The sequence below is a fragment of the Delftia sp. genome (genome assembly GCF_059499305.1).
Genome location: NZ_JCABYI010000034.1, coordinates 1 through 25,289 on the forward strand (window position 1 = coordinate 1; position 25,289 = coordinate 25,289).

Here is a 25,289-nt window from a genome sequence, read left to right on the forward strand (position 1 = left end):
GCTCGATCGCCGACCAGGCGCGCACCATCCGTATCCCGGTGCACATGATCGAGACCATCAACAAGATGAACCGCATCTCGCGCCAGCATCTGCAGGAGTTCGGCTTCGAGCCCGATGCGTCCATCCTGGCGGCCAAGATGGAGATCCCGGAAGACAAGATCCGCAAGATCATGAAGATCGCCAAGGAGCCGATCTCCATGGAAACGCCGATCGGCGACGACGACGATTCGCACCTGGGCGACTTCATCGAGGACACCAACAACACCGCTCCCGTGGACGCCGCCATGCAGGCCGGCCTGCGCGACGTGGTCAAGGACATCCTCGACGGCCTGACCCCGCGCGAAGCCAAGGTGCTGCGCATGCGCTTCGGCATCGAAATGTCCACCGACCACACGCTGGAAGAAGTGGGCAAGCAGTTCGACGTCACGCGCGAACGCATCCGCCAGATCGAGGCCAAGGCCCTGCGCAAGCTCAAGCATCCGAGCCGCTCGGACAAGCTGCGCAGCTTCATCGACTCGCTGTAAGGCGCTGTGGATGCCGCCCCCCCGGGCCGGCAACCGCCCCCCTGGAAAGCCCCGCACTCCCCTGCGGGGCTTTTTGTTTGTGGCCGGCCATCTGCCGGGCAGGGCGATGGTGGCGCGATAGACTGCCGCCTTTGTCTGCAAGGGCATCAGCATGGCTCTCGAAATCGAACGCAAATACCTTGTGGCCGACCCCGGCGTCGTGACCGGCCTGACCGGCGTGCGCATGGCGCAGGGATACATCGCCGACAACGGCATGTGGGTGCGGGTGCGCATCGCCGGGGACGCCGGATTTCTCACGCTCAAGGGGCCGGCACGCGGCATGAGCCGCGCCGAATTCGAATACCGGATTCCGCTGGCCGACGCCGAGACGCTGCTGGCCCAGCACTGCGCGCATGGCGCACTCGAAAAGGTGCGCTACATCGTGACGGTGGACGGCTTCGACTTCGAGGTCGATGTATTCGAAGGCCCGCTGGCCGGGCTGGTCACGGCCGAGATCGAACTGGCCAGCGAGGATATCCAGCCGCCCTCGCCCGCCTGGCTGGGAGCGGAGGTCACCGCTGATCTTCGCTACAGCAACGCGCAACTGGCCAAGACCCGGCAGGTGCCTTCACCGGCCGTGCTGCCGGGCTGATGCAGGACGGCCTTGTGGACGCCCCGGGGCTACGGGGGGCTACGGGGGGCTACGGGGGGCTACGGGGGCCACCAGGGGGCGACAGAGGCCGCAGGGACTGACTGCCGGAACTTCCTGCGCTGTGCAGCGGCTCAGCCGCCGGCCCGGTCCAGGGCCATCGTCTGCACGCGCAGTTCGCAGCCCTCGCGCAGCGGCTGCAGCCCGCCCACAGGCCGGAAGCCGTTCGCCAGGTACAGGCGCATGGCGGGAGAGTCGGCATCGGTCACACCCAGCCGCACACGCTGCATGCCCTTGTGCCAGGCCCAGGCGACGGCCTGGGCCAGCAGGGCCTGGCCCGCACCCCGGCCACGCACGGCGGGATCGACCCACATCTGGAAGAGATCGGCCACGCCGGGCTCGGGGGCACACAGCTTGCACCAGAGCAGGCCGCAGGCCTGGCCGCCGTTGACGGCGAAGAGCACCCTGTCCCTGCCGCCGGCAACGGCGGCCTGCAGCCGCGCAGCCCAGTCCGCGTCAACCCTTGCGGCCTCCGACTCCCAGGTGCTGCCGAAGGCGTCGGGCGCATCGCGCAGGGCACGCAGGCGGATATCCCGGTACTGCGGCCATTCATGGGGTTCAACGGGGCGGATGGAGATCATGGTGCGTCCTTAGGCAGACAAAAAGGGTTGGCGTCGGGAGCCAAGGCGGCGCCCGGCCGGATGGTCCGGCCCGGGCCTCAGCGCCGGCCATGCCGGGCTCCGAGCACTGCCAGCATGCGGAAGAAGGCTGCGCCTATCTCTTCCTCGGAAACGCAGGCATACCCCAGCAGCAGGCCACGCCGCCGGTGCGGACCCGCGTAGTAGCGCGACAGCGGCTTGACGAAGATGCCGGCCTGCCGGAGGTCCTCGGCGAGCACGACATCATCGTCCTGCCCGGGCAGCTGCATCACGAAATGCAGCCCCGCGCCGCTGTCTACCCAGGGCAGGTGGTCGGCGCCCAGATAGCGCTCGATCAAGGCCATCAGCATGCGGCGGCGCTTGCCGTAGAGCAGGCGCATCTTGCGGATGTGGGCGGCGTAGTGGCCTTCCACGATCAGTTCGGCGATGACCTGCTGCGGCAGCTGGTGACCCTCTCGGTACAGCTCGGAATGGATGCGGCGCAGCGGCTCGGCCAGGGTCGGGGGCAGCACCATGTAGCCCATGCGCAGTCCCGGGTAGAGGGTCTTGCTGAAGGTGCCTATGTAGATGACGGGCGCGTCCTCCTCCATGCCCTGCATGCTGGGCACGGGGCTGCCGGAGAACCGGAATTCGCTGTCGTAGTCGTCCTCGACGATCCAGGCCCCCACCCGGCGCGCGTAGGCGATCAGCGCGCGGCGCCGCGCCATGCTCATGACGGCGCCCAGCGGGTACTGGTGCGAGGGAGTGACGAAGATCAGCCGCGGCACGGGCAGGCCGTCCGGCAGATGCATGCCCTCCTCGTCCACTGGCACGCTGTGCAGGCTCAGCCCGTGCTGCATGCGCAACACGTTGGCGATGCCCCAGTAGCCCGGCTCCTCCATCCAGACGCAGTCGCCAGGGTCGGCAAGGCTGCGCACCACCAGGTCGATGGCCTGGTGCACGCCTTCTGTGATCAGCACCTGGTCGGCTGCGCAGTTCACCGAGCGCGCCACGCGCAGGTGCTCGGCCAGCGCCTGCTTGAGCGCCTCCACGCCGCCGCGCGTGCCATAGGTGAGCAGCTGCGGCCCGGCGTGTCGCAGCAGGCGGTTGTGGATGCGCGCGTAGGCGGCGCGCGGGAACTGCGTCACGTCGGGCACGCCAGGCATGAAGGCGCCCCATTGCTGCTCCGAAGCCTGGGCGGTTTTCAGCAAGGCCTGTGCCTGCACGGACAGGCCGCCGCCAGGCGCAGGCGCTGCGGCGGCAGCGCGGCGGGCGGGTGCACGTCCGCCGCTCAGCAGCATGGCCGCAGGCAGGGTGTCGACCACCTGCGTGCCACGCCCGACCTGGCTGCGCACATAGCCCTCCACCTGCAGCTGCTCATAGGCATGGTTGACGGTGTTGCGCGACACATCCAGCTCGCGGGCCAGGTCGCGCGAGGCCGGCAGGCGGCTGCCCGGCAACAGGGCCCCGCTGTCCACGGCCTGGCGCAGCGCCAGGTACAGGGCCCGGTTCAGGCGGACGCGGTCCCCGCCCAGCCCGCGCCAGTCCATCTGGAGGATGAGGTCCGCGCACACGGAGGGTTTTGCCATGTCTGCCTTGCCTGCGTTGCCTGCGTTGCCTGCCTTGTGGAAGCGATGGTGGCGAACTCGATTGGCACCATCATCTTTTCAAAAGATGGCTCCATTCATGGAACCAATCGCCACTATAACCGTAAGCATTGCAGCCACCTCAACGGAGACCTTCCCATGTCCAGCGCCGCCACCAACGACACCACCAGAGCCTCGTCCGTCAACCAGCAACTCCAGAGCCGGCGCACCGCCGCCATGCCGCGCGGCGTGGGCGTGATGTGCGGCTTCCATGCCGTGCAGGCCGACAACGCCTTGCTGACCGATGCCGAGGGCCGCCAGTACATCGACTTCGCGGCCGGCATTGCCGTGCTCAACACGGGCCACCGCCATCCGCGCGTGGTGCAGGCCGTGCAGCGCCAGCTGGAGTGCTTCACGCACACGGCCTTCCAGATCGTTCCCTATGAAAGCGCGATCGCGCTGGCCGAGCGCATCAATGCACTGGCGCCCATCGACGGCCCGGCCAAGACCGCCTTCTTCACCACGGGCGCCGAGGCGGTGGAAAACGCCGTCAAGATCGCCCGCCATGCCACGGGCCGCTCGGCCGTGATCGCCTTCCAGGGCGCCTTCCACGGCCGCACCCAGCTGGGCATGGCGCTGACGGGCAAGGTGGCGCCCTACAAGCAGGGCTTCGGCCCCATGCCGGGCGAAGTCTTCCACGCGCCCTTTCCCAGCGATGTGCAGGGCATCAGCGTGCAGCAGTCGCTGGACGCCATTGCCATGCTGCTCAAGACCTCGGTGGACCCGCAGCGCGTGGCAGCCATCATCGTGGAGCCCGTACAGGGCGAAGGCGGCTTCAACCCCGTGCCTGCCGCGCTGTTCACGGGCCTGCGCCAGCTGTGCGACCAGCACGGCATGCTGCTGATCGCCGACGAGGTGCAGACCGGCTTTGCACGCACGGGCAAGCTGTTTGCCATGGAGCACTACAGCGTGCGGCCCGACCTGATCACCATGGCCAAGAGCCTGGGCGGCGGTCTGCCGATCTCGGGCGTGGTCGGCCGCGCGGCCATCATGGACGCCCCCCATCCCGGCGGCCTGGGCGGCACCTATGCCGCCAACCCGCTGGCCGTGGCCGCGGCCCATGCCGTGCTCGACGTGATCGATGAAGAACGGCTGTGCGAGCGCGCCCTGGCACTGGGCAGCCAGCTGCGCTCGCGCCTGCAGGCATTGCAGACGCAGGATGCCGGCATCGCCGAAGTGCGCGGCCTGGGCTCGATGCTGGCCGTGGAATTCCACATTCCCGGCAGCGGTGCGCCGGACGCGCAGCGCGTGGCCGCCATCGTTCAGCGTGCGCAGCAGCAAGGCCTGCTGCTGCTGACCTGCGGCCTGTACGGCAACGCCATCCGCTTCCTCTATCCGCTGACGATTCCAGAGCCGCTGTTCGGCAAGGCGCTGGACATCATCGCCAACGCCATCACCCAGACCGCGCCCCAGCCGGTCGCGGCCTGAATCCATTCCACAGCCTGAGCCTTCCCGCACCATGAGTCTTTCACTGCAACGCCCCGATCTGTTCCGCCAGGCCTGCCTGCTTGCCCAGGGCTGGCACCCCGTGGGCTCCGGCCCCGCCATCGATGTCTTCAATCCCGCCACCCGCGAACGCCTGGGCCAGGTACCCGCCCTGCAGGCCGGCGAGGCCGAGGCCGCCATTGCCGCCGCACAGCGCGCCCTGCCCGCCTGGGCCGCGCTGACGGGCAAGCAGCGCGCCGGTATCCTGCGCCGCTGGTTCGACCTGATGCTGGCGCACCAGGACGATCTGGCGCGGCTGATGACGCTGGAGCAGGGCAAGCCCCTGGCCGAGGCGCGCGGCGAGATCGCCTATGCGGCCTCCTTCATCGAATGGTTTGCCGAGGAAGGCAAGCGCGTGGACGGCGAGCTGCTGCAGTCGCCCAACGCAGGCCAGCAGCTGCTCACGCTGCGCGAGCCCATTGGCGTGTGCGCCGCCATCACGCCCTGGAATTTCCCGGCCGCCATGATCACGCGCAAGGCCGGCCCGGCGCTGGCCGCCGGCTGCACCATGCTGGTCAAGCCGGCCGAAAGCACGCCCTTCACGGCCCTGGCCCTGGCCGTGCTGGCCGAGGAGGCCGGCATTCCCGCCGGCGTCTTCCAGGTGCTGACCGGCCATCCGCAGGACATCGGCCAGGCGCTGACGCAAAGCCCCGTGGTGCGCAAGCTCAGCTTCACGGGCTCCACGGCCACCGGGCGGCTGCTGATGCGCCAGTGCAGCGACACGGTCAAGAAGCTGTCGCTGGAGCTCGGCGGCAATGCACCGTTGATCGTGTTTGACGATGCCGACATCGACCAGGCCGTGGCCGGCATCGTGGCCTCCAAGTTCCGCAACGCCGGCCAGACCTGCGTGTGCGCCAACCGCATCTATGTGCAGGACGGCATCCACGACGAACTGGCCCGCCGCCTGGCCCGTGCCATGGCGGGCTTCAAGGTCGGCAATGGGCTGGAGCCCGGCGTGACCCATGGCCCGCTGATCAACGAGGCGGCCGTGCAGAAGGTGGAAAGCCATGTGGCCGATGCGCTGTCCAAGGGCGCGCGCCTGCTGGCGGGCGGCAGGCGCCCGGTGCCGGGCCAGCTGTTCTTCGAGCCCACGCTGCTGGCCGATGTGAACGACAGCATGCAAGTCTGCGAGGAAGAGACCTTCGGCCCGCTGGCGCCGCTGTTCCGCTTCCATGACGAGGACGAGGTGGTGCGCCGCGCCAACGACACCATCTACGGCCTGGCCGCCTACCTGTTCACCAACGACAACCGCCGCATCTGGCGCGTGTCGCGCGCGCTGGAGTACGGCATGGTGGGCATCAACACCGGCCTGATCTCCAACGAGGTCGCGCCCTTCGGCGGCGTCAAGCAGTCCGGCCTGGGCCGCGAGGGCTCGCGCCACGGCATCGAGGAATACCTGGAGACCAAGTACCTGTGCCTGCAGACGGCATGAGGGTTGCCTGACGTCCGCAATGGCACCCGGCAGGGAAGACGGCATGGGCCTTCGACGGCAGCCTGGCTAGACTGGGCGCCATCAAAGGCCCATCCGATCTGCACCATGGACGCTTCTTCCGCCCGCCTCCCCTCTCCTTCCGAACCGCTGCGCATCGCCGTCATGGGCGCAGGCGCCGTGGGCTGCTATTTCGGCGCGCTGCTGGCGCGCGCCGGCCACCAGGTCACGCTGATCGGCCGCCCCGCCCATGTGCAGGCCGTGCAGCAGCATGGCCTGCGGCTGGAGACGGCGACGCTGGACATCCAGGTGCCCATGCAGGCATCGACCGAGGCCAGCGCCGTGCGCGATGCCGATGTGGTGATGTTCTGCGTCAAGTCCACGGCCACCGAGGAGGCAGCCCGCGAGATGCAGCCGCACCTGGCGCCGGGCACCCTGGTGCTGACCATGCAAAACGGCGTGGACAACGACGAGCGCGTGCGCGCCGTGCTGGGCCCGTCCGTGGCCGTGGCCGCCGCCGTGGTCTACGTGGCCACGGCCATGGCCGGCCCCGGCCATGTGCGCCATTTCGGCCGCGGCGAGCTGGTCATTGCGCCGTCTGCACTCAGTGAACAGGTGGCCCTGCAGTTTGGCAAGGCAGGCATTGCCGTGCAGGTATCGCCCGACGTGCGCGGCGCGCTGTGGGCCAAGCTGGTGATCAACTGCGCCTACAACGCGCTGTCGGCGCTGTGCCAGCTGCCCTACGGCCCGCTGGTGCAGTCGCCCGGCGTGACGGACGTGGTGGACGACGTGGTGGCCGAATGCCTGGCCGTGGCCAGGGCCGACGGCGTGGCCCTGCCCGGCGACGTGCCCGCTGCCGTGCGCGGCCTGCCGGCCACCATGCCGGGCCAGTTTTCGTCCACCGCCCAGGACCTGGCGCTGGGCAAGCCCAGCGAAATCGATCACCTCAACGGCTACGTGGTGCGGCGCGGCGAGGCCCTGGGCGTGCCCGTGCCGCTGAACCGCACGCTGCAGGTGCTGGTCAGGCTGGCCCCTTCACGCGTGCAGGCCAGCCAGGCGCCCCGGAACCCGCCTCAGAACTCGTAGTTGGCAGACACCCATAGGCGGCGGCCTTCCTGGTTGTTCGCGTAGCGGTTGCCAAAGATCACGGTGCCCTGGACCTGGCCCGGTACGTTGTAGGGCTGGTAGTCCACGAAATCCTTGTTGAACAGGTTGTAGATGGCCGCGTTGATGGTGAACTGCTTGCTCACGCGGTAGCTGCCGCCCAGGTGGAACTGGGTATAGGCCTTGTAGTTGCCCAGCGCGGCCTTGGCGGCCTGGGAGCTGGCGCTGGTGCCGGGGTCACGGTAGCGCTCGCTGCGGTACTCGGCGCGCAGCCACAGGTTCCACTGGGCACCCGGCTCCCAGTTCAGGCGGGCGTTGAGCGCGTGCCTGGGTGTGTCGCTCAGCGGGTTGCCACGGTTGGGGCCGCTCTTTTGCTCGCTCTTGGTGAAGGTGTAGTTGGCGCTGGCGTTCCAGCCGCGCGCCAGCGGCATGCGCGCACTCAGCTCCAGGCCACGCGTGACGGCCTCGTCCACGTTGATGGACTGGCCGAAGGCATCCACCAGCGGCCAGTCGCCGAAGCTCACGCAGCCGGGGCGATTGGGCGCTGCCGCAAAGTCGCAGTTGATCAGGCCCGGGCCGCTGGTGATCTTGTCCTTGAACTCGTTGTTGAACACCGTGGCGCTGCCCGCAAAGCCCGTGGGGCTGTCGAAATAGACGCCCAGTTCGGTGGTGCGGCTGGTTTCTGGCTTGAGGTTGGGGCTGCCCACCAGCGGCAGGCGGCCCTGCTGGCCGAAGCCGTTGATGCCGGGCGCCAGCTGCTCCACGCGCGGCGTCTTGTAGCCGTTGCTGACGCCGCCCTTCACGGTCCACTGCGGCGCGGCATTCCACACGCCGTAGATACGCGGGCTGAGCTTGCCGCCGAAGAGGCTGTGGCGGTCATAGCGCGCGCCCATGGTGAGCTTGAAGGCGTCGGTCAGGCTCCATTCGTCCTCGGCAAACAGGGCCTTCTGCGTGAAGGCGAACTTGTTCGGCGCCACGCCGTCCTTCATCTCGGCATCCCACCACTGGCCGCCCAGCGTGGTCAGGTGGGCACCCCAGGGCAGGACCAGCTTGCTGTCCAGCACCTTGCTTTCCACCTCCAGCGTGCGCGCGGCACCTGGCGTCGCGCCCGGGGTTCCCCGGGGAATGGTCCGGCCGATGGTCTCGGTCCGGTTGACCATGAAGCTGGTGTCCCAGGTTCCGAAGCCGTAGCGACCGGTATGGGCCAGCGTGAGCTGGTCACGGTTGTATTTCTGCTCGGGGCTGTAGCCTCCCGTGCCCAGCGTGCCCAACTGGCCCTGCGAGTTGTCATAGGTCTGGCGGCCCGAGTCCAGGTCCAGCGTGATGTCGTGGTACCTGTTGGGCGTGAGCGCCAGGCGCAGGCCCAGGTTGTTGATCTCGGACTTGACGGGGTTGCCGCCCATGATGGGAACGGCTGGCTGGCCGTTGGCGCCCGCATAGGTGATGTCCGAAGCGGCCCGGCGCTGGGTGCTGCCGCGGATCGACAGGCCCAGCAGGTCCTCCTTGATGGGGCCGCTCAGGTAGAACTTGCCGGACTTGATATCACCGAACTCCGACTCTTGCTGCAGCGTGTAGTCGGCGCTGACGCTGCCCGTCCAGGTCTTGCCGACCTTGCGCGTGATGATGTTGATCACGCCGCCCATGGCGTCGGAGCCGTAGAGCGTGGACATGGGGCCGCGGATGACCTCGATGCGCTCGATGGCGCCGATGGGCGGCATGAAGCTGGTCTGCGTCTCGCCAAAGCCGTTGGGCGTGACATTGCCGGCCGAGTTCTGGCGGCGCCCGTCGATCAGCACCAGCGTGTAGTCGCTGGGCATGCCGCGGATGCTGATGTTCAGGCCGCCGGTCTTGCCCGCGGGGGCGCCTACGTCGATGCCTTCCACGCTCTCCAGCGCGTCGGTCAGGCTGCCGAAGCGGCCCTTGGCCAGTTCCTCGCGCGGGATGACGGTGATGGAGGCCGGCGCCTCCTTGATGTCCTGCTCGAAGCCCGAGGCAGAGACCACGACTTCGCGCAACTCGGTGGCGGCAGCCGCATTGCTTTGCAATGGGGTCTGTGCCGATGCGGCACCCGAAGCACAGATGGCGGCCACCAGGAGGGCCAGAGGGGAAGGACGCGACGGAAGAACGCCGCGCAGATCGCGATACGACATGCAAACACTCCAGAAACGGAAAACGGGCTGTGAGGCCCGTGCAACTCGCTTTGAAATCTTTGGTTATGCGATGGGATGGGGATATGTAACGAAATTATATGAACATTGAGAATCATTTCCATTCTCATGATCACAATAGGATTTATCTGTCGCACGGATGCTACGTTCCTAGGAGCAGAAAGCGCTGACGGCACCAATGCTTGCGCTGGCGCAAGCTGCTCGCACCACCTCAATACACGTCACGCCGGTAGCGGCCGCTGCGCACCAGCTGGTCCATTTGCGCCTCACCCAGCACGGCGTGCAGCGCCTGGTCCACGCCCTGGGCCATACCCTGCAGGCTGCCGCACACGTAGATGGCTGCGCCCTGCGCCACCCATTGGCGCAGCACATCGCCGGACTGCGCCAGCAGGTCCTGCACATAGGCGCGCGGTGCGCCTTCGCTGCGATCGCGCGAGAAAGCCAGGTCCAGGCGCTGCAGCACGCCGCCCTCGCACCAGGCCTGAAGCTCGTCGCCATAGAGCCGGTCATGCGCGGCATTGCGCTCGCCGAACAGCAGCCAGTTGGGCCCAAGGCCTGCTGCGGCACGCGCACGCAGGTGGCTGCGCAGGCCGGCCAGACCCGTGCCGTTGCCGATCAGCACCAGCGGGCGCTGCAGGTTGTCTTCCAGCCGGAAATTGCGGTGCGCACGCAGCCTCAGGGTGATGGCTGCCCCCAGGGGCGCGCCCTGCGTGAGCCAGCCCGAGGCCAGGCCCGGCGAGCCATCCTCGCGCCGCGCCTGGCGCATCAGCAGGTGCACGCAGCCATCCTGGGCGATGGAGGCGATGGAGTACTCGCGCGGATGCTGCGGGTCCGCAGGAATGCAGACCTGCGCCAGGTCGCCGGACTCCCACAGCGCCGGCTCCGTTGCAGGAGGCTGCAGCTCGATGTGGAACACCGGCTCGCCTGCGCTGCCCGGGTTCATGTGCCGGCGCGCGGCCAGCGTCCATTCGCTGAAGACCGGCTGCTCCCATGCCGGCATGTCGCCCAGGCTGCTGATCTGGGTCAGCTGGTGCTGCCAGGCAGTCAGCGCCTGCGGCGCGCCGTTGTCCATTTCAATGCGCTCGAACCAGGGGCTGGCGCCTGCGGCGCGTAGCCAGCCGTCCAGCGCGCGGCCAAAGCCGCAGAACTGCGCGTACTGCCGGTCGCCCAGCGCCAGCAGGCCGTATTGCAGATGGGACAGGTCCTGCGCCTGCGCCATGGAGTGCGCCAGGAACAGGGCCGCGTTGTCGGGCGGATCGCCCTCGCCATAGGTGCTGGCGATGAACAGCGCCCTTTGGGTCTGCGCCAGCAGCTTCACATCAACGGCATCGAGGGCGCACAGATGCACGCTCTCACCGGCCGTATGCAGCAGCCGCGCAGTCTCGCGTGCCAGCTCCTCTGCCTGGCCCGTCTGGCTGGCATAGGCCACAAGCAGGGGGAGCGCGCCCTCGCGCGCCGAGGCCAGCGCCGCGGCTTCGTGCTGCGCCCGCGCGCGCTGGCGGCGCTCGCGCCACCAGATGGCGGCGCACATGACCACATACAGCAGTACCAGGACAGCGGCTGCGAGTATGCGCAGCCCGGATTCGGACAGGAACATGGCGTGACTGGAAAATCTACACGGCGCAGAAAAGGATAGGGGCGCTCACGGCGCCAGCGCGGCAAACGCCGTGGTCATCGCCATGGCAGGGCCCTGCGCCGTGCGCTCGCACAGCAGTGCGGCCACGCCGTGCTGCTCGGCAAAGTCCAGGCCCGCACGCGGCCCCAGCACGGTGAGCACGGTGGCCAGGGCGTCGGCCTGCATGCATTCGGCATGCAGCACGGTGACGCTGGTCAGGCCGTGCGCCACGGGCTCGCCGCTGCGCGGATCGATGGTGTGGGAGTAGCGGCGCCCGCCCTGCTCGAAGGCATGCCAGTGGTCGCCCGAGGTGGCGATGGCCATGTCGCGCAACGGCAGCGCCAGCGGCGTGGACTGGTCCGCCATGCTGGCCACGGCCACGCGCCAGGGCTGGTTGCCAGGGCGCTGACCGCAGGCCCGCAGCTCGCCGCCCACCTCGACGAGGAAATCGGTATGGCCCAGCGCCTGCAGGTGCTCGGTGACCAGGTCCACCGAATAGCCTTTGGCAATGCCGCTGAAGTCCACATGCACGGCGCCGGGCTGCAGCGCGCGCCGGCCCTTCAGGTCCAGCACGATGCGCTTGTAGCCCACGCGCTCGCGCACCCGCCGCAGTGCATCGGCATCGGGGATGCTGGCGCCCTGCGCCTTTTCCGCACGCGGGCCGAAGCCCCACAGCTCGACCAGCGGCCCCACGGTGGGGTCCCAGGCGCCGCCACTGGCCTGCGCCCAATCGAATGCACAGGTCAGCACGGTGAAGAATTCGGCAGGCAGCACATGCCAGCTGCCCGCCTCTGCGCGGTTGAAGCGCGAGATGTCGGAATCAGCCTCCCAGTTGCTCATCTGGCGCACGACCAGGGCCAGCGCAGCCTCTATGGCCTGGCGCGCCTCATCGAGCGGGCGGAAACCCGGGTTGTACAGGCGCACGCTCCAGATCGTGCCCATGGCCTCGCCGGTGAGTGTTTGCAGCGCGGCGGGGTCTGCCCGCCGCACGGCCTGCGGCGCGTAGCCGGAGACGGCAAAGGACGCCACGCCCGTGGGCACAGGCGCGGCGAGGCCCCGGCCTGCGCTGCCCTGCAACAGGGCGGGCGCGAAGCTCACGCGCACGGGCGCAGGCGCGGGCGGGACCCCGGGTGGGGACGCAAGGCTCAGGGCAGCACCTCGAACGTGCCCACATAGGACAGGCGGCGCTCCTTGGCCTGGGGCAGCGAGGTCTTGTTGTCCTGGGCGTCGGCGTCCACCCAGTACATGCCGGCGGTGGGCCAGGTCACGCTGAACTCGCCCTTGGCGTCGGTCGTGGCCTTGATCTCGCCCTTGCTGTCGCGGTAGCGCGTGGCGCCGGGCACCAGCACGACTTCCAGGTTGGCGGCGGGCTTGCCGTCCACATGGAAGGCGAAGGTGGCCTTCTCGCCCTTGACCAGGTCGTTGGGATGGGTCACGGGCACCAGCTCCAGGCCCTTGCCCGAAGGCTTGACGGCGCTGGGCTTGCCCACGGTCACGAAGGTCTCGATGCGGCCCACGGACTGGGTCACCTTCAGGTCCTGCGCGTCGGCGGGCACATCGGCGGCGAACTTCTCGGGCGAGCCGCGCCAGCGGCGGTTCTGGCCCGTGGCCTTGTCCTTCCAGGAGGCGAACAGGCCGTCGTTGACGATGGCCAGGCGGTAGGTCCCGCTTTGCTGCAGGTCCAGGTCGAACACGCTGCGCAGCTTGCCGCGATGGGCATTCTGCGGCGCGACGGCCGAGCCGTCCGGCGCCGAGACAACGAGGTTGTCCAGGCCCAGCGGCACGTGGTTGAAGAAGAACAGGTCGTTGGAGACGGCGGCATCCACCGTGATCCATTCGGCCTTGGACAGCACCGTGGTCGAGGGCAGCAGCCACAGGTTGTGGGCCTGGGCGGCCTGGAAGGCGCCGCAGGCAATGGCGAGGCTGGCCGCCAGACGGATGGCAAAGCGGGTCTTGGACTTCATGAAGATTCTCCTTGGTTCGTGGATGGGGCTGGCACATGGGTGCCCCGCAAGATGCGTGGCCCGCCCACATGCAGGGCCCAGTTCAGGGATGCCGGGCAAGGGCCTGGCCGGCCGCGCCGCCCCGCAGCAATGGCGTCACCCGCCTCGTGAGGGGGAAGACGCGCAAGGCCTCAGGGGGTTTCAATTTCAAGGCTTGAGCTCGACGCTGATCTCGCCCAGCTCGCTGCTGCCCTTGGCGCTCAGTTGCTCGGCCTTGGCGGCAGGCCACTTGAAGGGCACGGTGACCACTTCGCGGCCGCCGACTTCGCGCGCGGCCTCGACCACGAGCTTGTACTCGCCGGGCGGCAGCTTGGCGAAGGGGTTGGCGCCTTCGGTGAAGCTCAGCTGGTGCTTGCCCACGGGACGCGTGGGGCTGGTCACGCCATCGATGGGCAGCGTCAGGTCGCGGCCCGTGCGGCGCCACCACTGGCGCATGTCCTTGAGCCACTTCGTGCCTTCGGCATTGCGCATCTTCACGTCGTACCAGACCGACAGCGTGGCGGCCACCGAGGCGTCGGCGCGCTCGATCCACACGGCCACATAGGGGCGGTGGTACTCGGCGACATCCAGGCGCGGGACCTCCACGCCCACGTTCAGGCCGGCGGCAAAGGCCGGGGCCGCGCCCAGGCAGGCGCCAAGCGCCATGGTGTAGCGCAGAGAGAAGTGCGGATTCATAGGCAAGGCTCTTTCGGTTCTCAGTGGATCAACAGGAGGGCCAGCAGCATGGGAATCACCAGCCCCATGCCGACCATGGGCCAGGTGAAGGGACGGTTGCCCGCGTGCATCTTCAGGATGAACAGCCCGGTGACGGAGAACACCAGGCAGGCTGCGGCAAAGATATCGATGAACCAGCTCCAGGCAGCGCCCGTGTTGCGGCCCTTGTGCAGATCGTTCAGATAGGCGATCCAGCCCCGGTCGGTGCGCTCGTATTCGGCCTCGCCATCGGCCAGGGCCACGCGCACCCAGGCATCGCCGCCGGGGCGAGGCAGGGACACATACAGCTCGTCGGCCGTCCATTCGGCTTCGCGGCCCTCGGCTTCAAGCCCCCACTGGCCGCGCACCCAGTCCGCAAATGGCGCAGGCACGGGAGCACGGTCGCGCGACTGGCTGGCCTGCTGCCGGACCAGCTGCACGCGCAGCGCGTCCGGCAATGCCGCCTCGCCGCGCACGATGCGCGGCTTGGACTCGATCTGCCCCGCATGGTTGAGCGTGAACCCCGTGACGGCGAACAGCAGCATGCCGATCAGGCACAGCGCAGAGCTGACCCAATGCCACTCGTGCAGTGTCTTGAGCCAGTAGGAACGGCGCCGAGGGTCCGGTTTGGGGGATGTCATCGCAACAGAGGCAGGCGGCAGCACCACGCGGCCACAACCATCACGGCGGCGGCCACGGGGAGCACAGGAAAGAAAAAGGCCGGGGGATTCTACCGCCCACGAATAAGAATTGATCGCATTTACACAAGCTTTACCGGCTTAATCGACATCTGTGTCACGGCGCTCCATCTCCGCTCCTTGCCCCCGGAGCGCGCATGCCCCCACGCATCCCGGGACAGCGATGCACCGTCGGTGGGCCCTCGCCTGAAGCATCTGGCACCCATGCCGCCAGACAGCCTGCGTTATGTCAACTAGCTGACGCACATGCTTACATAATCTGCTTTTCTGATTCATTTGCGCCCACAATGGCGCGCGAACCCGATTGGAGACTGCATGCGCCTTCCGAGCTTTTCGCAAACCACTGCCAACGCCGCCCACTCCGGTGACGGCACGCGCCAGAACCGCCGCCAGCTGCTGGCACAGGGCGCAGCCCTGGCCATGCTGTGCTCCCCGCTGGCCCATGCCGCGCCGCCCGCTGCAACGCCTGCGGCCCATGCGCCGCGCGCTGCCGCCGGGGGCCAGCGCGTGGCCGCCAGCCTGCGCATCGTCATTCCGGCCAATGCCGGGGGCGGCTGGGACCAGACCGGCCGCGCACTGGGCGCGGCCCTGGTGGCCTGCGGCGCGGCAGATCGCGTGGAGTATGAAAACCTGGGCGGCAAGGGCGGCACCATCGGCCTGGCACAGTTTGTCGAACGCCATGGCCAGGACCCCGATGCGCTGCTGATCGGCGGCATGGTCATGGTCGGTGCCGTGGCGCTGCAAAAGCCGGCCGTGAACATGTCGCACGTGCAGCCGATTGCCCGCCTGACCAGCGACTATCTGGTAGTGGCCGTGCCTGCCGACTCCCCCATCCGCAATGCCAAGGACCTGGTCGCCGCGCTGCGCAGCGATCTGGCCCACCAGTCGTTTGCGGGCGGCTCGGCCGGCGGCGTGGACCACATGTTTGCCGGCCTGCTCACGCGCGCCGCCAAAGCGGCGCCCGAGCAACTGGTCTACAAGCCCTTTCCGGGCGGCGCCCAGGTGGTAGAGGCCTTGCTCAAGGGCGAAGCGCGCATGGGTGTGTCCGGCTACAGCGAGTTCAGCGAAGCCCTGGCCAGCGGCAGGCTGCGCGCCATTGGCGTGTCTTCGCGCCGCAGCCTGTTCGGCCTGCCCTCGTTCCGCGAACAGGGACTGGATGCCGACATGGCCAACTGGCGCGCCGTCTTCACGGGCAAGCAGGTCAGCGCCGCACGCGCCCAGGCCCTGCTGGGCGCCGTGGAGCAGGCGACCCAGCACGAAAGCTGGCAGCGCGCCCTGCGGCAGAACCGCTGGGAGCCTTCGTGGCAGGCAGGCCGCGATTTCAGCGGCTTTCTGGAGCTGGAGCACACCACGGCCAGCGTCATGACCTATCTGCTCAAACTCAAGAGCTGAGAAACCGAAGTCCAGCGGGCAGGTTGCGTGGCGGGCCTGCAACACTGGTTCGGAGATTCGCGTATTCCTCTAGCGAAGCGCATTGCCGCTGTGGGTTTTGAGCTACCAAACTTGTAGCAGAATGGATCCAGAGCTATAGTTCCCCGGGACTTGGCTCGGCGCGCGTCCCACCCGGATGCCCCCGCCGGCTCACACACACCATTGCGCAAGGAGAAGCGTCATGAGCTCCAAGGAAAACGCCGCCATCAACCAGCTGTTCGAGAAACTCGAATGCCGCTACGCGTTGCGCGTGCTGTGGGCTTTGCGTGACGGCCATCCTCAGACCTTTCGACTGCTGCAAGACAGCGTGGGCGGCATCACGCCCAACACGCTGAACACCCGCATCAAGGAACTGCGCGAATGCGGGCTGCTGGAGCATGGCTCCGACGGCTATACCGTGACGCTGGCCGGCCAGGACCTGCTCAAGCGCCTGTCCGATGTGCAGGCATTCGCCAACCGCTGGGTGGCCGCGCGCGCCAAGAAGTGATTCTTGCGGCCAGGCCCTTCGCCCTCTTGCCGCCGGACAGTCTTTTTCCCCCACCGTTTCTCTCTCAAGGAATACCACCATGGCTTTCACCACCACCGCATCCGGCCTGCAGTATGAAGACACCGTCGTGGGTGACGGCGCCGAGGCCCAGCGCGGCCGCAGCGTGACCGTGCACTACACGGGCTGGCTCTACAACAACGGCGTGCAAGGCGCGAAGTTCGACTCCAGCAAGGACCGCAACGATCCCTTCGTCTTCCCCCTGGGCGGCGGCATGGTGATCAAGGGCTGGGACGAAGGCGTGCAAGGCATGAAGGTGGGCGGCCAGCGCACCCTGATCATCCCGGCCGAACTGGGCTACGGCGCACGCGGCGCTGGCGGCGTGATCCCGCCCAACGCCACGCTGAAGTTCGACGTGGAGCTGCTGGCCGTCTGAGCCTGCACCCGCTGGCCCACGCAAGGGCAAGGCGCGAAGGCGCCTTGCCTTTTTTCATTTGCGGACCGTCCCAAGAGCCCCCAGGAGCATCGGACCTTGCGCGGCAAGGACAGCGTGGGGGCGGCCTCTCGCTCAGGGGGCTTTGCCGAACAGCGCCTCGTGCAGCGGCACATAGCTGGCGGGGCTGGCAGCCTCGCGCAGGCGCGGGGCCAGCGCCACGAGCTGGTCGTAGCCCATGGCAGCCTCCACGGCCAGGTTGAGCCGGAATCCCTTGAGCCCCATATTGGCCGTGATGGCCACCGCCAGCGGATAGGCGTTGCGGTAGCGCACGGCCAGCGAAGGCTCGGATGGCGCAGACGCATCGCCGGCAGGCTGGGCCGGCGATGCGGCGGCAGCAGTGACGGCAGGCGCCGCAACGGCGACCACGCCCAGCCGGGGTTCGGCTGCATCGCGGGGCGCCAGCCATTCGCGCTCCACCAGCGCCAGGATTTCGTCCTGGGTCACGCCCATGCCGGCAACGGCCTGCAGCACCTGCGCCACGCTGCGTTGGCCGTCAAACAGCAAAAAGGCCGAGCGCAGCCGGGGAGAGAGATCGGCATGGCGTTCCTTGAATGCCTGTTGGCCGGCGGACGTTTTCACAAGATGCATGGCGGACGCAATTTTCTGCAGGGGATCGGATCGGACACGGCTCGCAGCGTGTCATGAGCCTCCGGCTCCCAAAAGCGGGTTTTCCAGCACGCGCGGGCTTCAGTTGGGCCGGGACTGATCCAGATCTGCCATCAAGACAAAAATTGGCAATTTCGTTGGCAATTTCGTTGGCAATGTCGTCGGCCCATGGAGCCCATGCCGCTTCAGGCCACGCGCCCTGGCACGGAGCGCGCCGCAGCGCGCCGGCGCGGGTCCAGGCAGCTGACCAGCCAGGTCACCAGCAGGCCCGCCGGCACGCCAAAGACACCCGAGGAAATCGGCTGTATGCCCCACCACAGGCGGGCATGCAGCGCCTCGGGCAACACAGGCTGCAGCGCGGGCACGTGCGAGACCATGTAGTAGACGGTGATGCCCAGGCCGGCCAGCATGCCGGCCACCGCCCCGCGACGCGTGGTGCCGCGCCAGAAGATGCCCAGCACCATGGCCGGAACAAAGGCCGATGCCGCCAGCGAGAACGAGGCCGTGACCATGGGAAGGATGTCCGAGGAACGGCGCGAGGCCACGAAGGCGGCCGACAGCGCCACTACCAGCAGCGCGAACTTGGACAGGATCACGCGCTGCTCGGGCGAGGCGCGGCGCCGCCGCGCGCGAAAGTACAAGTCGCGCACCAGCGCATTGCTGATGGTCAGCAGCAGGCCATCGGCCGTGGACAGCGCGGCGGCAAGGCCGCCCGCCGCGACCAGGCCCGAGACCACGTAGGGCATGCCACCCAGCTCGGGCGTGGCCAGCATGATGAGGTCGGCGCCCATGCGGATCTCGCCGAACTGCAGGACACCGTCGCCATTGACGTCTTCCACGGCCAGCAGCGAGGCATCGACCCGGGCCCACTGCGCCATCCAGGTGGGCAATTCATCGAAGCGTATGCCCACCAGGTTGTTCATGACCTCGAACTTGACCAGCACGGCCAGGGCCGGCGCGCTCATGTACAGCACGCCGATGAAGAACAGCGTCCAGCCCACCGAGGCCCGCGCCCCCGACACCGAGGGCGCCGTGTAGTAGCGCGTGAGCAAATGCGGCAGGCCTGCCGTGCCGGCCATGAGACAGAACATCAGCGCAAGGAAGTTGCGCCGGCTGTCCTCGTAGACCTGACGTTCCTCGGCCGATCCATCGGGGTTGCCGGCAAAGGGCAGGCTGTGCAGCGGAATGCCGCCCAGCGGCTTCTCGCGCTCGCGCATCTCCTGCAGCTGGCGTGTCCACAGGGCGCGCGCAGTCGCTTCGTCGCGCGGCATGGCGGCCAGTTCGCGGCTGGCCGCCATGATGGCGCCAATGTCGCCGCTGCGCGTGCGCAGATCGCGTATGCGCTCGGACAGCTGCTGGCGCTCGGCGGCCAGCACGCGCGGCACGTCCTTGAGCTTGTCCTCCAGCACCTCGGCGCGCAGGCGGTAGGCGGCGACCACTTCCTGTTCGGCCGGCGAGTCCAGCAGGCGCTGCTCCATCTCCGCGATCTGGCCGAGCTGGGCCGTATAGGCCAGCGGCGCCACGGGATTGCCCATCTGCCGGTAGGCCAGCCAGGACACGGGGATCAGAAAGGCCAGCAGGATGACCACGTACTGCGCGACCTGGGTCCAGGTGATGGCACGCATGCCGCCCAGGAAGGAGCACAGCAGCACGCCGCCCAGGCCCAGCATGATGCCGATCTCGAACTGCACGCCCGTCAGCCGCGAGGCAATGAGCCCCACGCCGTAGATCTGGGCCACCACATAGGTGAACGAGCAGGTCACGGCAGCCAGCGCCGCGATCACGCGCGGCCAGCGCCCGCCGTAGCGCTGCTGGAAGAAGTCGGGAATGGTGTAGAGCTTCATCGCCCGCAGGTGCGGCGCGATCAGCATGGCGACCAGGCAAAAGCCGCCCGTCCAGCCCAGCAGGTAGGCCAGTCCGCCGGCCTGCCCCGGCACGCCGGCAAAGCCCTGCAGGTACAGCGCCCCCGACAGGCTGATGAAGGACGCCGCGCTGACCCAGTCCGCCGCTGCCGCCATGCCGTTGTAGAAGGGCGGGATGCGCCGGCCCGCGACGTAGTACTCCTCGGGATCGCTGGTGCGCAGGTACACGCCGATGGCCGCGTAGACCATGACGGTGAAGAACAGGAAGATGGGGCCTATCCAGTGGCGCGACAGGCCTTGCTGCTCGGCCCAGAACATGAGGGCCAGAAAGCCGAGCACGCCCAGCGTGTACAGGGCCACGATGCGGTGCAGCCGCCAGCGGGAGGCGGCCGTCAGCAGCGAGCGCTCAGCCATGGCCGGGAGGCGACGGCGGGGCGGCGGGTTCAGACGGGGCAGCGGCCCGGGCCTCGCGGCGCTCGAAATGGTCCATGGACAGACAATAGACGATGACGATGGCCAGGAACATCAGGACTGCCCCCTGGGCCGCGAACCAGTAGGCCAGCGGCCAGTCGGGGACCAGCGCCTGCAGGTCGCGTGCGTAGTAGCAGGCACCGAAGGAGACGGCGACCCAGACCGCGAGCAGCACGGCCTTGAGCCACAGATGGTGGATGTCGTGCAGGTCGGGGGCGAAGGTCTCGCCTTCGGACGGTCCCCCGACTGCGTCGTCATGCAAGTGCGCGTCCGGCGTATGCATGGCGACGCTGCCAGCCCTTACTGCGCCAGGCGCTGCCAGGTGGCGACCACGCTGTCGGGATTCAGCGAGATGGAGGCAATGCCTTCGTCAGCCAGCCATTGGGCGAAGTCCGGGTGGTCGGATGGGCCCTGGCCGCAGATGCCCACGTACTTGCCCTGGTCCAGGCAGGCCTTGATGGCGCGCGACAGCATCTTGCGCACGGCGGGGTCGCGCTCGTCGAAGTCGGCGGCCAGCAGCTCCAGGCCGGAGTCGCGGTCCAGGCCCAGCGTGAGCTGGGTCAGGTCGTTGGAGCCGATGGAGAAGCCGTCGAAGAACTCGAGGAACTCGTCCGCCAGGATGGCGTTGGAGGGCACCTCGCACATCATGATGAGCTTGAGTTCGTTGTCGCCGCGCTTGAGGCCGTTGGCCGCCAGCAGCTGGGTGACGCGCTCGGCCTGCTTGAGCGTGCGCACGAAGGGAATCATGATCTGCACGTTGGTCAGGCCCATGTCCTCGCGCACGCGGCGCAGTGCCTCGCACTCCATGCGGAAGGCCTCGCCGAAGTCCTCGGAGATGTAGCGCGCCGCGCCACGGAAGCCCAGCATGGGGTTCTCTTCCTCGGGCTCGTAGCGGCTGCCGCCGATGAGCTTGCGGTACTCGTTGGACTTGAAGTCCGACATGCGCACGATCACGGGCTTGGGCCAGAAGGCGGCGGCAATCGTCGCCACGCCTTCGGCGACCTTGTCCACGTAGAAGGCGCGCGGCGAGGCATGGCCACGGGCCACGGACTCCACGGCCTTCTTGAGGTCGGCATCCACGGCGGGATAGTCCAGGATGGCCTTGGGGTGCACGCCGATGTTGTTGTTGATGATGAACTCCAGGCGGGCCAGGCCCACGCCCTCGTTGGGCAGCTGGGCGAAGTCGAAGGCCAGCTGGGGGTTGCCCACGTTCATCATGATCTTGGTCTTGATGGCGGGCATCTCGCCGCGCTGCACCTCGGTGACCTCGGTCTCGATCAGGCCGTCATAGATCTTGCCGGTATCGCCTTCGGCGCAGCTGACGGTGACCAGGGTGCCGTCCTTGAGCAGATCGGTGGCGTTGCCGCAGCCGACCACGGCCGGAATGCCCAGTTCGCGCGCAATGATGGCCGCGTGGCAGGTACGGCCGCCACGGTTGGTGACGATGGCCGAGGCGCGCTTCATCACCGGCTCCCAGTTGGGATCGGTCATGTCGGTCACCAGCACGTCGCCGGGCTGGACCTGGTCCATGTTGGCGATGTCATTGACCAGGCGCACCGGGCCCGTGCCGATCTTCTGGCCGATGGCGCGGCCTTCGGCCAGCACATTGCCCGTGCCCTTGAGCGCGTAGCGCTGCTCGGCCTGGCCCTTGGCCTGGCTCTTCACGGTCTCGGGGCGGGCCTGCAGGATGTAGAGCTGGCCGTCCGTGCCGTCCTTGCCCCACTCGATGTCCATGGGGCGGCCATAGTGCTGCTCGATGACCAGGGCATAGTGGGCCAGCTGCTGCACGTCCTCGTCGGACAGCGAGTAGCGGTTGCGCAGCTCATGGGCCACGTCGGTGGTCTTGACAAGCTTGCCGCTGGCGGCCTTTTCCTCGGGCGAGGCAAAGACCATCTGGATCAGCTTGGAGCCCAGGTTGCGGCGGATCAGGGCCTTCTTGCCGGCCTTGAGCATGGGCTTGTGCACATAGAACTCGTCAGGATTGACGGCGCCCTGCACCACGGTCTCGCCCAGGCCGTAGCTGGAGGTGATGAAGACCACGTCCTCGAAGCCCGATTCGGTGTCGATGGTGAACATCACGCCGGCCGCGCCCAGGTCGGAGCGCACCATGCGCTGCACGCCGGCCGACAGGGCCACCACGTCATGGGCAAAGCCCTTGTGCACGCGGTAGGAGATGGCGCGGTCGTTGTACAGGGAGGCGAACACCTCCTTCATCTTGTGCAGCACCGACTCGATGCCCACCACGTTCAGGAAGGTTTCCTGCTGGCCGGCGAACGAGGCGTCGGGCAGGTCTTCGGCCGTGGCCGAGGAACGCACGGCGAACGAGGCCGCCTCGTTGCCGCCCTGCAGGCGCACGAACTCCTCGCGGATGGCCTGCTCCAGATCGGCCGGGAAGGGCTGGTTCTCGACCAGGGCACGGATCTCGGCACCCACCTGGGCCAGGGCGCGGACATCCTCCACGTCGAGGGCGGCCAGCTTGGCACTGATCTTGTCGGCCAGGCCGTCGTGGGCCAGGAACTGGCGGAAGGCATGGGCCGTGGTGGCAAAGCCCGTGGGCACGCGCACGCCCTGCGGCAGCTGCGAGATCATTTCGCCGAGCGAGGCGTTCTTGCCGCCTACGGACTCGACATCGGTCATCCTCAGTTGTTCAAACGGAACGACGAGGGCGGTGGCCTCGAACAGTTGAGACATGGGAAAGCTCCAGAAGTTGAAAACCGTAGTGCGCCGCCCCGGCTGCCAAAGCCGGGCACGGTCGATCCACCCACGCAGGCGTGCGCGAGGCTTTGCTGTTCTGGTTGGAGGCCGGCAGCGAGCATGGATGGGAAATTGGGAATAATGGGCGCCATTGTAGGCGTTTGCCGTGAACCGACGGCAGCCCCCTGTCCAGAGCCCGACCACCATGCACACCCACACCATCTTCGTCATCTCCGATGGCACTGGCATTACAGCCGAGACCTTTGGCACGGCCATCATGGCCCAGTTCGACACCAAGTCGCGCCTGGTCCGCATCCCCTTCGTGGACACCATGGACAAGGTCCACCAGGCCGTGCGGCAGATCAACCATGTGGCCGAGTCGGAAAGCCACAAGCCCATCGTCTTCACCACCCTGGTCAACCAGGACATGCTCGACCTGATCGAGAGCCAATGCAAGGGCAAGGTATTCGACATGTTCGGCACCTTCGTGCGGCCGCTGGAGCTGGAGCTGGGCCAGAAGTCGCTGCACCGCGTGGGCCGCTTCGCCGACATCAGCGAAAGCAAGGAATACCTGGAGCGCATGGAGGCCATCAACTACACGCTGGCCCATGACGACGGCCAGACCCACCAGGACCTGACGGGCGCCGACGTGATCCTGGTGGGCGTCTCGCGCAGCGGCAAGACGCCCACCAGCCTGTACCTGGCCATGCAGTTCGGTCTCAAGGTGGCCAACTACCCGCTGATTCCCGAGGATTTCGAGCGCAAGCAGCTGCCGCCCGCCCTGGTGCCCTACCGCAAGAAGCTGTTCGGCCTGACCATCGACCCCCAGCGCCTGTCCAGCATCCGCAACGAGCGCCGGCCCGACTCCAAGTACGCCAGCCTTGCCAACTGCCGCTACGAGGTGGCCGAGGCCGAGTCCATGATGCGCCGCAGCGGCATCCAGTGGCTGTCCAGCACCACCAAGTCCATCGAGGAAATCGCCACCACGATCCTGCAGGAAGTCCTGCCCCAGCACCTGGGGCACTGAACCCGGTCTCAGGCCGAGGCGTTCCAGCGCAGCATGGGCTGCTGCGGCAGCGTCTCGACCAGATAGTCCACCAGGGCACGCACCTTGGTCGGCACGTACTGGCGGTCGCGAAAGCAGGCGAAGAAATCCAGCGTGGTGTCATCGAAGTGCAGCTGCCCCTTGCGCGCCGGGCCCAGGGCCAGCGGCTGCAGCAGCCCTTCGCGCATGTAGCGGTGGGCGATGAAGCTGCCGATCCAGACGATGCCGCCACCGGCCACGGCCATTTCGGTGAGTGCATCGACATCGCTGGCGATGGCGGTCACGCGCAGCTGCGGGTCCACGCGCTTGCCGTCGCGTGAAAACGGCCAGCGCATGAAGCGGCCATCGGCCTCGCGCCGGTACAGCAGGCAGGCATGGTCGAGCAGGTCCTGCGCGGTCTGCGGCCTGCCGTGGGCCTGCAGGTAGGCCGGCGAGGCGCACAGCACGCGCGGCACGGCCGCCAGCTGGCGCACGGCCATGCCGGGCTCCAGCACATCGCGGTAGCGCACGCTGATGTCCACGTCTTCCTTGAGCACATCCACCTGCCGGTCCACCACCAGCAACTCCAGCTCCAGCCGGGGATGCCGCGCGGCAAAGGCCGGCAGCAGCGGCGCCAGCACATGACGGCCAAAGGCGGCCATGCAGGCGATGCGCAGCCGGCCCTGCAGTTCGCCATGCAGCTGCGACAGGTCGGACTGCGCTTTTTCCAGCTCCTGCAGCACAGGGCCCACGCGCGCCAGATAGCGCTCGCCGGCTTCGGTCAACGCCATGGAGCGCGTGGTGCGCGTGATCAGGCGCGTGCCCAGTTCGCGCTCCAGCCGGGCGATGTTCTGGCTGGCCGCTGCAGGAGAAATACCCAGCTGGCGCGCGGCCGAGGCGATGGAGCCGCCTTCCAGGGCTTTGACGAAGGTCTCGATGGAGCGCAGATTAGGCACAAAAACCTATGGATGAAAAATCAATTCATCAATATAGCTTACGAGTGCACCAAGCTGCAGCCCTCTACACGGCGGCCCGGGCCTTGCCTACAGTTGCGCACTTGCCGCGCCGAATCGACAAGCGGCCTGACCGGATACGCCTTCATGCCCGATACCTCTGCCTCCATCGCTCCCGCAACCCCTGCGGCGCCGCGCAGCCGCAAGCTGCACCGCCGCTTCGCGCCCATCGTCTTTGCCTTCTACATGTCGGCCATCATGGCGTTTCTGATGTGCTGCGCCATCGTCGGCGCCAACAGCGGCCTGGGCGCCGACTACCTGCGGCGCGTGATGCAGACCTATGTGCTGGCCATGCCCGTGGCCTTTGTCTGCGTGATGGTGGTGCGTCCGCTGGTGGGCAGGCTGGTGGCCGCCACCGTGCATCTCTGAGGCGGCCCGGCCGGCTCTTTCCAGGGCCTGGGCCGCTCAGGCCAGTGTCTGCACTGCCAAGCGCGGCAAGCCCGCCACCAGCTCGCGCCATCCCGGCAGTTCGGCCAGGCCCGGTTTGCGCTCGCCAAAGAACATGGCCATCAGATCGCCCTGGGTACGACTCACACTCATAGGTGACACATCAGTACAAGGACATGGGTAACAGATC

The 25,289-nt window shown here is 67.9% G+C and carries 24 protein-coding genes; 10 read left to right on the plus strand and 14 right to left on the minus strand.

Going from position 1 to position 25,289, the window contains the following annotated elements:
- Together AC5I49_RS24430 and AC5I49_RS24435 are read left to right on the plus strand one after the other, a co-directional pair.
- A partial coding sequence (locus AC5I49_RS24430; protein WP_495790028.1) for a sigma-70 family RNA polymerase sigma factor occupies nucleotides 1–524 on the plus strand: 524 nt, incomplete at its 5' end.
- 151 nt (nucleotides 525–675) lie between these two features.
- The gene (locus AC5I49_RS24435; protein ID WP_016447585.1) at nucleotides 676–1,155 is read left to right on the plus strand and encodes a CYTH domain-containing protein; all 480 of its coding nucleotides are present in this window, start codon (nucleotides 676–678) and stop codon (nucleotides 1,153–1,155) included.
- Between the two features lie 131 nt (nucleotides 1,156–1,286).
- Here AC5I49_RS24435 and AC5I49_RS24440 read toward each other — a convergent pair whose 3' ends face one another.
- Together AC5I49_RS24440 and pdxR are read right to left on the minus strand one after the other, a co-directional pair.
- Nucleotides 1,287–1,793, minus strand: coding sequence for a GNAT family N-acetyltransferase (locus AC5I49_RS24440; RefSeq protein ID WP_016447586.1), 507 nt, complete (start codon nucleotides 1,791–1,793; stop codon nucleotides 1,287–1,289).
- A 77-nt stretch (nucleotides 1,794–1,870) separates the two neighbouring features.
- Entirely contained in the window at nucleotides 1,871–3,379 is a 1,509-nt protein-coding gene (pdxR, locus tag AC5I49_RS24445) for a MocR-like pyridoxine biosynthesis transcription factor PdxR (protein WP_016447587.1), read from the minus strand.
- Nucleotides 3,380–3,535: 156 nt separating this feature from the next.
- On the opposite strand from pdxR, the gene gabT reads away from it, so the two are divergent.
- The 3 genes from gabT (at nucleotide 3,536) to AC5I49_RS24460 (ending at nucleotide 7,436) form a co-directional block, all read left to right on the plus strand.
- Entirely contained in the window at nucleotides 3,536–4,864 is a 1,329-nt protein-coding gene (gene gabT / locus AC5I49_RS24450) for a 4-aminobutyrate--2-oxoglutarate transaminase (protein ID WP_034364165.1), read from the plus strand.
- 31 nt (nucleotides 4,865–4,895) lie between these two features.
- Nucleotides 4,896–6,353, plus strand: a complete 1,458-nt coding sequence (locus AC5I49_RS24455; RefSeq protein WP_392449944.1) for an NAD-dependent succinate-semialdehyde dehydrogenase — start codon at nucleotides 4,896–4,898, stop codon at nucleotides 6,351–6,353.
- A gap of 105 nt (nucleotides 6,354–6,458) precedes the next feature.
- Nucleotides 6,459–7,436, plus strand: a complete 978-nt coding sequence (locus AC5I49_RS24460) for a ketopantoate reductase family protein (RefSeq protein WP_160851802.1) — start codon at nucleotides 6,459–6,461, stop codon at nucleotides 7,434–7,436.
- On the opposite strand, the gene AC5I49_RS24465 is transcribed toward AC5I49_RS24460, so the two are convergent.
- The 6 genes from AC5I49_RS24465 to AC5I49_RS24490 form a co-directional block, all read right to left on the minus strand.
- The gene (locus AC5I49_RS24465) at nucleotides 7,424–9,604 is read right to left on the minus strand and encodes a TonB-dependent receptor domain-containing protein (protein ID WP_047326686.1); all 2,181 of its coding nucleotides are present in this window, start codon (nucleotides 9,602–9,604) and stop codon (nucleotides 7,424–7,426) included. The two genes, AC5I49_RS24460 and AC5I49_RS24465, sit on opposite strands and share 13 nt — an antisense overlap.
- Before the next feature lie 229 nt (nucleotides 9,605–9,833).
- Nucleotides 9,834–11,219, minus strand: coding sequence for a sulfite reductase subunit alpha (locus AC5I49_RS24470; RefSeq protein WP_016451272.1), 1,386 nt, complete (start codon nucleotides 11,217–11,219; stop codon nucleotides 9,834–9,836).
- Nucleotides 11,220–11,264: 45 nt separating this feature from the next.
- The gene (locus AC5I49_RS24475; RefSeq protein WP_495790029.1) at nucleotides 11,265–12,341 is read right to left on the minus strand and encodes an FAD:protein FMN transferase; all 1,077 of its coding nucleotides are present in this window, start codon (nucleotides 12,339–12,341) and stop codon (nucleotides 11,265–11,267) included.
- Between the two features lie 41 nt (nucleotides 12,342–12,382).
- Complete coding sequence (locus tag AC5I49_RS24480) at nucleotides 12,383–13,201, minus strand: DUF4198 domain-containing protein (RefSeq protein WP_495790030.1); 819 nt, start codon at nucleotides 13,199–13,201, stop codon at nucleotides 12,383–12,385.
- Between the two features lie 186 nt (nucleotides 13,202–13,387).
- A complete protein-coding gene (locus AC5I49_RS24485) occupies nucleotides 13,388–13,915 on the minus strand; it encodes a DUF2271 domain-containing protein (RefSeq protein ID WP_016447595.1) in 528 nt (175 codons plus the stop codon).
- A gap of 20 nt (nucleotides 13,916–13,935) precedes the next feature.
- Nucleotides 13,936–14,574, minus strand: a complete 639-nt coding sequence (locus AC5I49_RS24490; protein WP_473209977.1) for a PepSY-associated TM helix domain-containing protein — start codon at nucleotides 14,572–14,574, stop codon at nucleotides 13,936–13,938.
- A 372-nt stretch (nucleotides 14,575–14,946) separates the two neighbouring features.
- Here AC5I49_RS24490 and AC5I49_RS24495 point away from each other — a divergent pair, with 372 nt between their 5' ends.
- The 3 genes from AC5I49_RS24495 to AC5I49_RS24505 all read left to right on the plus strand — a co-directional run bounded on the left by AC5I49_RS24495 (nucleotide 14,947) and on the right by AC5I49_RS24505 (nucleotide 16,982).
- Nucleotides 14,947–16,023, plus strand: a complete 1,077-nt coding sequence (locus AC5I49_RS24495) for a Bug family tripartite tricarboxylate transporter substrate binding protein (protein ID WP_047218187.1) — start codon at nucleotides 14,947–14,949, stop codon at nucleotides 16,021–16,023.
- A gap of 220 nt (nucleotides 16,024–16,243) precedes the next feature.
- Nucleotides 16,244–16,549 carry a winged helix-turn-helix transcriptional regulator gene (locus AC5I49_RS24500; RefSeq protein WP_012206858.1) on the plus strand — a complete coding sequence of 102 codons (306 nt, stop codon included), beginning with the start codon at nucleotides 16,244–16,246 and terminating at the stop codon, nucleotides 16,547–16,549.
- Between the two features lie 79 nt (nucleotides 16,550–16,628).
- Nucleotides 16,629–16,982 carry an FKBP-type peptidyl-prolyl cis-trans isomerase gene (locus AC5I49_RS24505; protein WP_012206859.1) on the plus strand — a complete coding sequence of 118 codons (354 nt, stop codon included), beginning with the start codon at nucleotides 16,629–16,631 and terminating at the stop codon, nucleotides 16,980–16,982.
- Between the two features lie 132 nt (nucleotides 16,983–17,114).
- On the opposite strand, the gene AC5I49_RS24510 is transcribed toward AC5I49_RS24505, so the two are convergent.
- The 4 genes from AC5I49_RS24510 to ppsA all read right to left on the minus strand — a co-directional run bounded on the left by AC5I49_RS24510 (nucleotide 17,115) and on the right by ppsA (nucleotide 22,672).
- The gene (locus tag AC5I49_RS24510; RefSeq protein ID WP_016451268.1) at nucleotides 17,115–17,630 is read right to left on the minus strand and encodes a hypothetical protein; all 516 of its coding nucleotides are present in this window, start codon (nucleotides 17,628–17,630) and stop codon (nucleotides 17,115–17,117) included.
- 203 nt (nucleotides 17,631–17,833) lie between these two features.
- Nucleotides 17,834–19,924 (minus strand): VC_2705 family sodium/solute symporter, encoded by a 2,091-nt coding sequence (locus AC5I49_RS24515; RefSeq protein ID WP_016447599.1) that lies wholly within the window; start codon nucleotides 19,922–19,924, stop codon nucleotides 17,834–17,836.
- Complete coding sequence (locus AC5I49_RS24520) at nucleotides 19,917–20,264, minus strand: DUF4212 domain-containing protein (protein ID WP_034364173.1); 348 nt, start codon at nucleotides 20,262–20,264, stop codon at nucleotides 19,917–19,919. The genes AC5I49_RS24515 and AC5I49_RS24520 overlap by 8 nt, the downstream gene beginning before the upstream one ends.
- Before the next feature lie 17 nt (nucleotides 20,265–20,281).
- Entirely contained in the window at nucleotides 20,282–22,672 is a 2,391-nt protein-coding gene (ppsA, locus tag AC5I49_RS24525) for a phosphoenolpyruvate synthase (protein WP_016447601.1), read from the minus strand.
- Nucleotides 22,673–22,880: 208 nt separating this feature from the next.
- Between ppsA and ppsR the strand changes: the two genes are divergently transcribed.
- Nucleotides 22,881–23,702: a posphoenolpyruvate synthetase regulatory kinase/phosphorylase PpsR gene (ppsR, locus tag AC5I49_RS24530; protein WP_016447602.1), complete on the plus strand. Its 822-nt coding sequence runs from the start codon at nucleotides 22,881–22,883 to the stop codon at nucleotides 23,700–23,702.
- An 8-nt stretch (nucleotides 23,703–23,710) separates the two neighbouring features.
- On the opposite strand, the gene AC5I49_RS24535 is transcribed toward ppsR, so the two are convergent.
- Nucleotides 23,711–24,655 carry a LysR family transcriptional regulator gene (locus tag AC5I49_RS24535; RefSeq protein ID WP_043791855.1) on the minus strand — a complete coding sequence of 315 codons (945 nt, stop codon included), beginning with the start codon at nucleotides 24,653–24,655 and terminating at the stop codon, nucleotides 23,711–23,713.
- A 144-nt stretch (nucleotides 24,656–24,799) separates the two neighbouring features.
- Here AC5I49_RS24535 and AC5I49_RS24540 point away from each other — a divergent pair, with 144 nt between their 5' ends.
- On the plus strand, nucleotides 24,800–25,081 hold the full coding sequence (locus tag AC5I49_RS24540) for a DUF2798 domain-containing protein (RefSeq protein WP_016447604.1): 282 nt from the start codon (nucleotides 24,800–24,802) through the stop codon (nucleotides 25,079–25,081).
- A gap of 36 nt (nucleotides 25,082–25,117) precedes the next feature.
- Here the strand turns inward: AC5I49_RS24540 and AC5I49_RS24545 are convergent, their stop codons facing one another.
- Nucleotides 25,118–25,252, minus strand: a complete 135-nt coding sequence (locus AC5I49_RS24545; RefSeq protein ID WP_495790031.1) for a hypothetical protein — start codon at nucleotides 25,250–25,252, stop codon at nucleotides 25,118–25,120.
- Nucleotides 25,253–25,289 lie beyond the last annotated feature (37 nt).

What these genes read in the sequence shown, in the direction of transcription:
- AC5I49_RS24435 (WP_016447585.1), top strand. Translation starts at nt 676, where the DNA reads ATGGCTCTCGAAATCGAACGCAAATACCTTGTGGCCGACCCCGGCGTC.
- AC5I49_RS24440 (WP_016447586.1), bottom strand. Translation starts at nt 1,793, where the DNA reads ATGATCTCCATCCGCCCCGTTGAACCCCATGAATGGCCGCAGTACCGG.
- pdxR (WP_016447587.1), bottom strand. Translation starts at nt 3,379, where the DNA reads ATGGCAAAACCCTCCGTGTGCGCGGACCTCATCCTCCAGATGGACTGG.
- gabT (WP_034364165.1), top strand. Translation starts at nt 3,536, where the DNA reads ATGTCCAGCGCCGCCACCAACGACACCACCAGAGCCTCGTCCGTCAAC.
- AC5I49_RS24455 (WP_392449944.1), top strand. Translation starts at nt 4,896, where the DNA reads ATGAGTCTTTCACTGCAACGCCCCGATCTGTTCCGCCAGGCCTGCCTG.
- AC5I49_RS24460 (WP_160851802.1), top strand. Translation starts at nt 6,459, where the DNA reads ATGGACGCTTCTTCCGCCCGCCTCCCCTCTCCTTCCGAACCGCTGCGC.
- AC5I49_RS24465 (WP_047326686.1), bottom strand. Translation starts at nt 9,604, where the DNA reads ATGTCGTATCGCGATCTGCGCGGCGTTCTTCCGTCGCGTCCTTCCCCT.
- AC5I49_RS24470 (WP_016451272.1), bottom strand. Translation starts at nt 11,219, where the DNA reads ATGTTCCTGTCCGAATCCGGGCTGCGCATACTCGCAGCCGCTGTCCTG.
- AC5I49_RS24480 (WP_495790030.1), bottom strand. Translation starts at nt 13,201, where the DNA reads ATGAAGTCCAAGACCCGCTTTGCCATCCGTCTGGCGGCCAGCCTCGCC.
- AC5I49_RS24485 (WP_016447595.1), bottom strand. Translation starts at nt 13,915, where the DNA reads ATGAATCCGCACTTCTCTCTGCGCTACACCATGGCGCTTGGCGCCTGC.
- AC5I49_RS24490 (WP_473209977.1), bottom strand. Translation starts at nt 14,574, where the DNA reads ATGACATCCCCCAAACCGGACCCTCGGCGCCGTTCCTACTGGCTCAAG.
- AC5I49_RS24495 (WP_047218187.1), top strand. Translation starts at nt 14,947, where the DNA reads ATGCGCCTTCCGAGCTTTTCGCAAACCACTGCCAACGCCGCCCACTCC.
- AC5I49_RS24500 (WP_012206858.1), top strand. Translation starts at nt 16,244, where the DNA reads ATGAGCTCCAAGGAAAACGCCGCCATCAACCAGCTGTTCGAGAAACTC.
- AC5I49_RS24505 (WP_012206859.1), top strand. Translation starts at nt 16,629, where the DNA reads ATGGCTTTCACCACCACCGCATCCGGCCTGCAGTATGAAGACACCGTC.
- AC5I49_RS24510 (WP_016451268.1), bottom strand. Translation starts at nt 17,630, where the DNA reads ATGCATCTTGTGAAAACGTCCGCCGGCCAACAGGCATTCAAGGAACGC.
- AC5I49_RS24515 (WP_016447599.1), bottom strand. Translation starts at nt 19,924, where the DNA reads ATGGCTGAGCGCTCGCTGCTGACGGCCGCCTCCCGCTGGCGGCTGCAC.
- AC5I49_RS24520 (WP_034364173.1), bottom strand. Translation starts at nt 20,264, where the DNA reads ATGCATACGCCGGACGCGCACTTGCATGACGACGCAGTCGGGGGACCG.
- ppsA (WP_016447601.1), bottom strand. Translation starts at nt 22,672, where the DNA reads ATGTCTCAACTGTTCGAGGCCACCGCCCTCGTCGTTCCGTTTGAACAA.
- ppsR (WP_016447602.1), top strand. Translation starts at nt 22,881, where the DNA reads ATGCACACCCACACCATCTTCGTCATCTCCGATGGCACTGGCATTACA.
- AC5I49_RS24540 (WP_016447604.1), top strand. Translation starts at nt 24,800, where the DNA reads ATGCCCGATACCTCTGCCTCCATCGCTCCCGCAACCCCTGCGGCGCCG.
- AC5I49_RS24545 (WP_495790031.1), bottom strand. Translation starts at nt 25,252, where the DNA reads ATGAGTGTGAGTCGTACCCAGGGCGATCTGATGGCCATGTTCTTTGGC.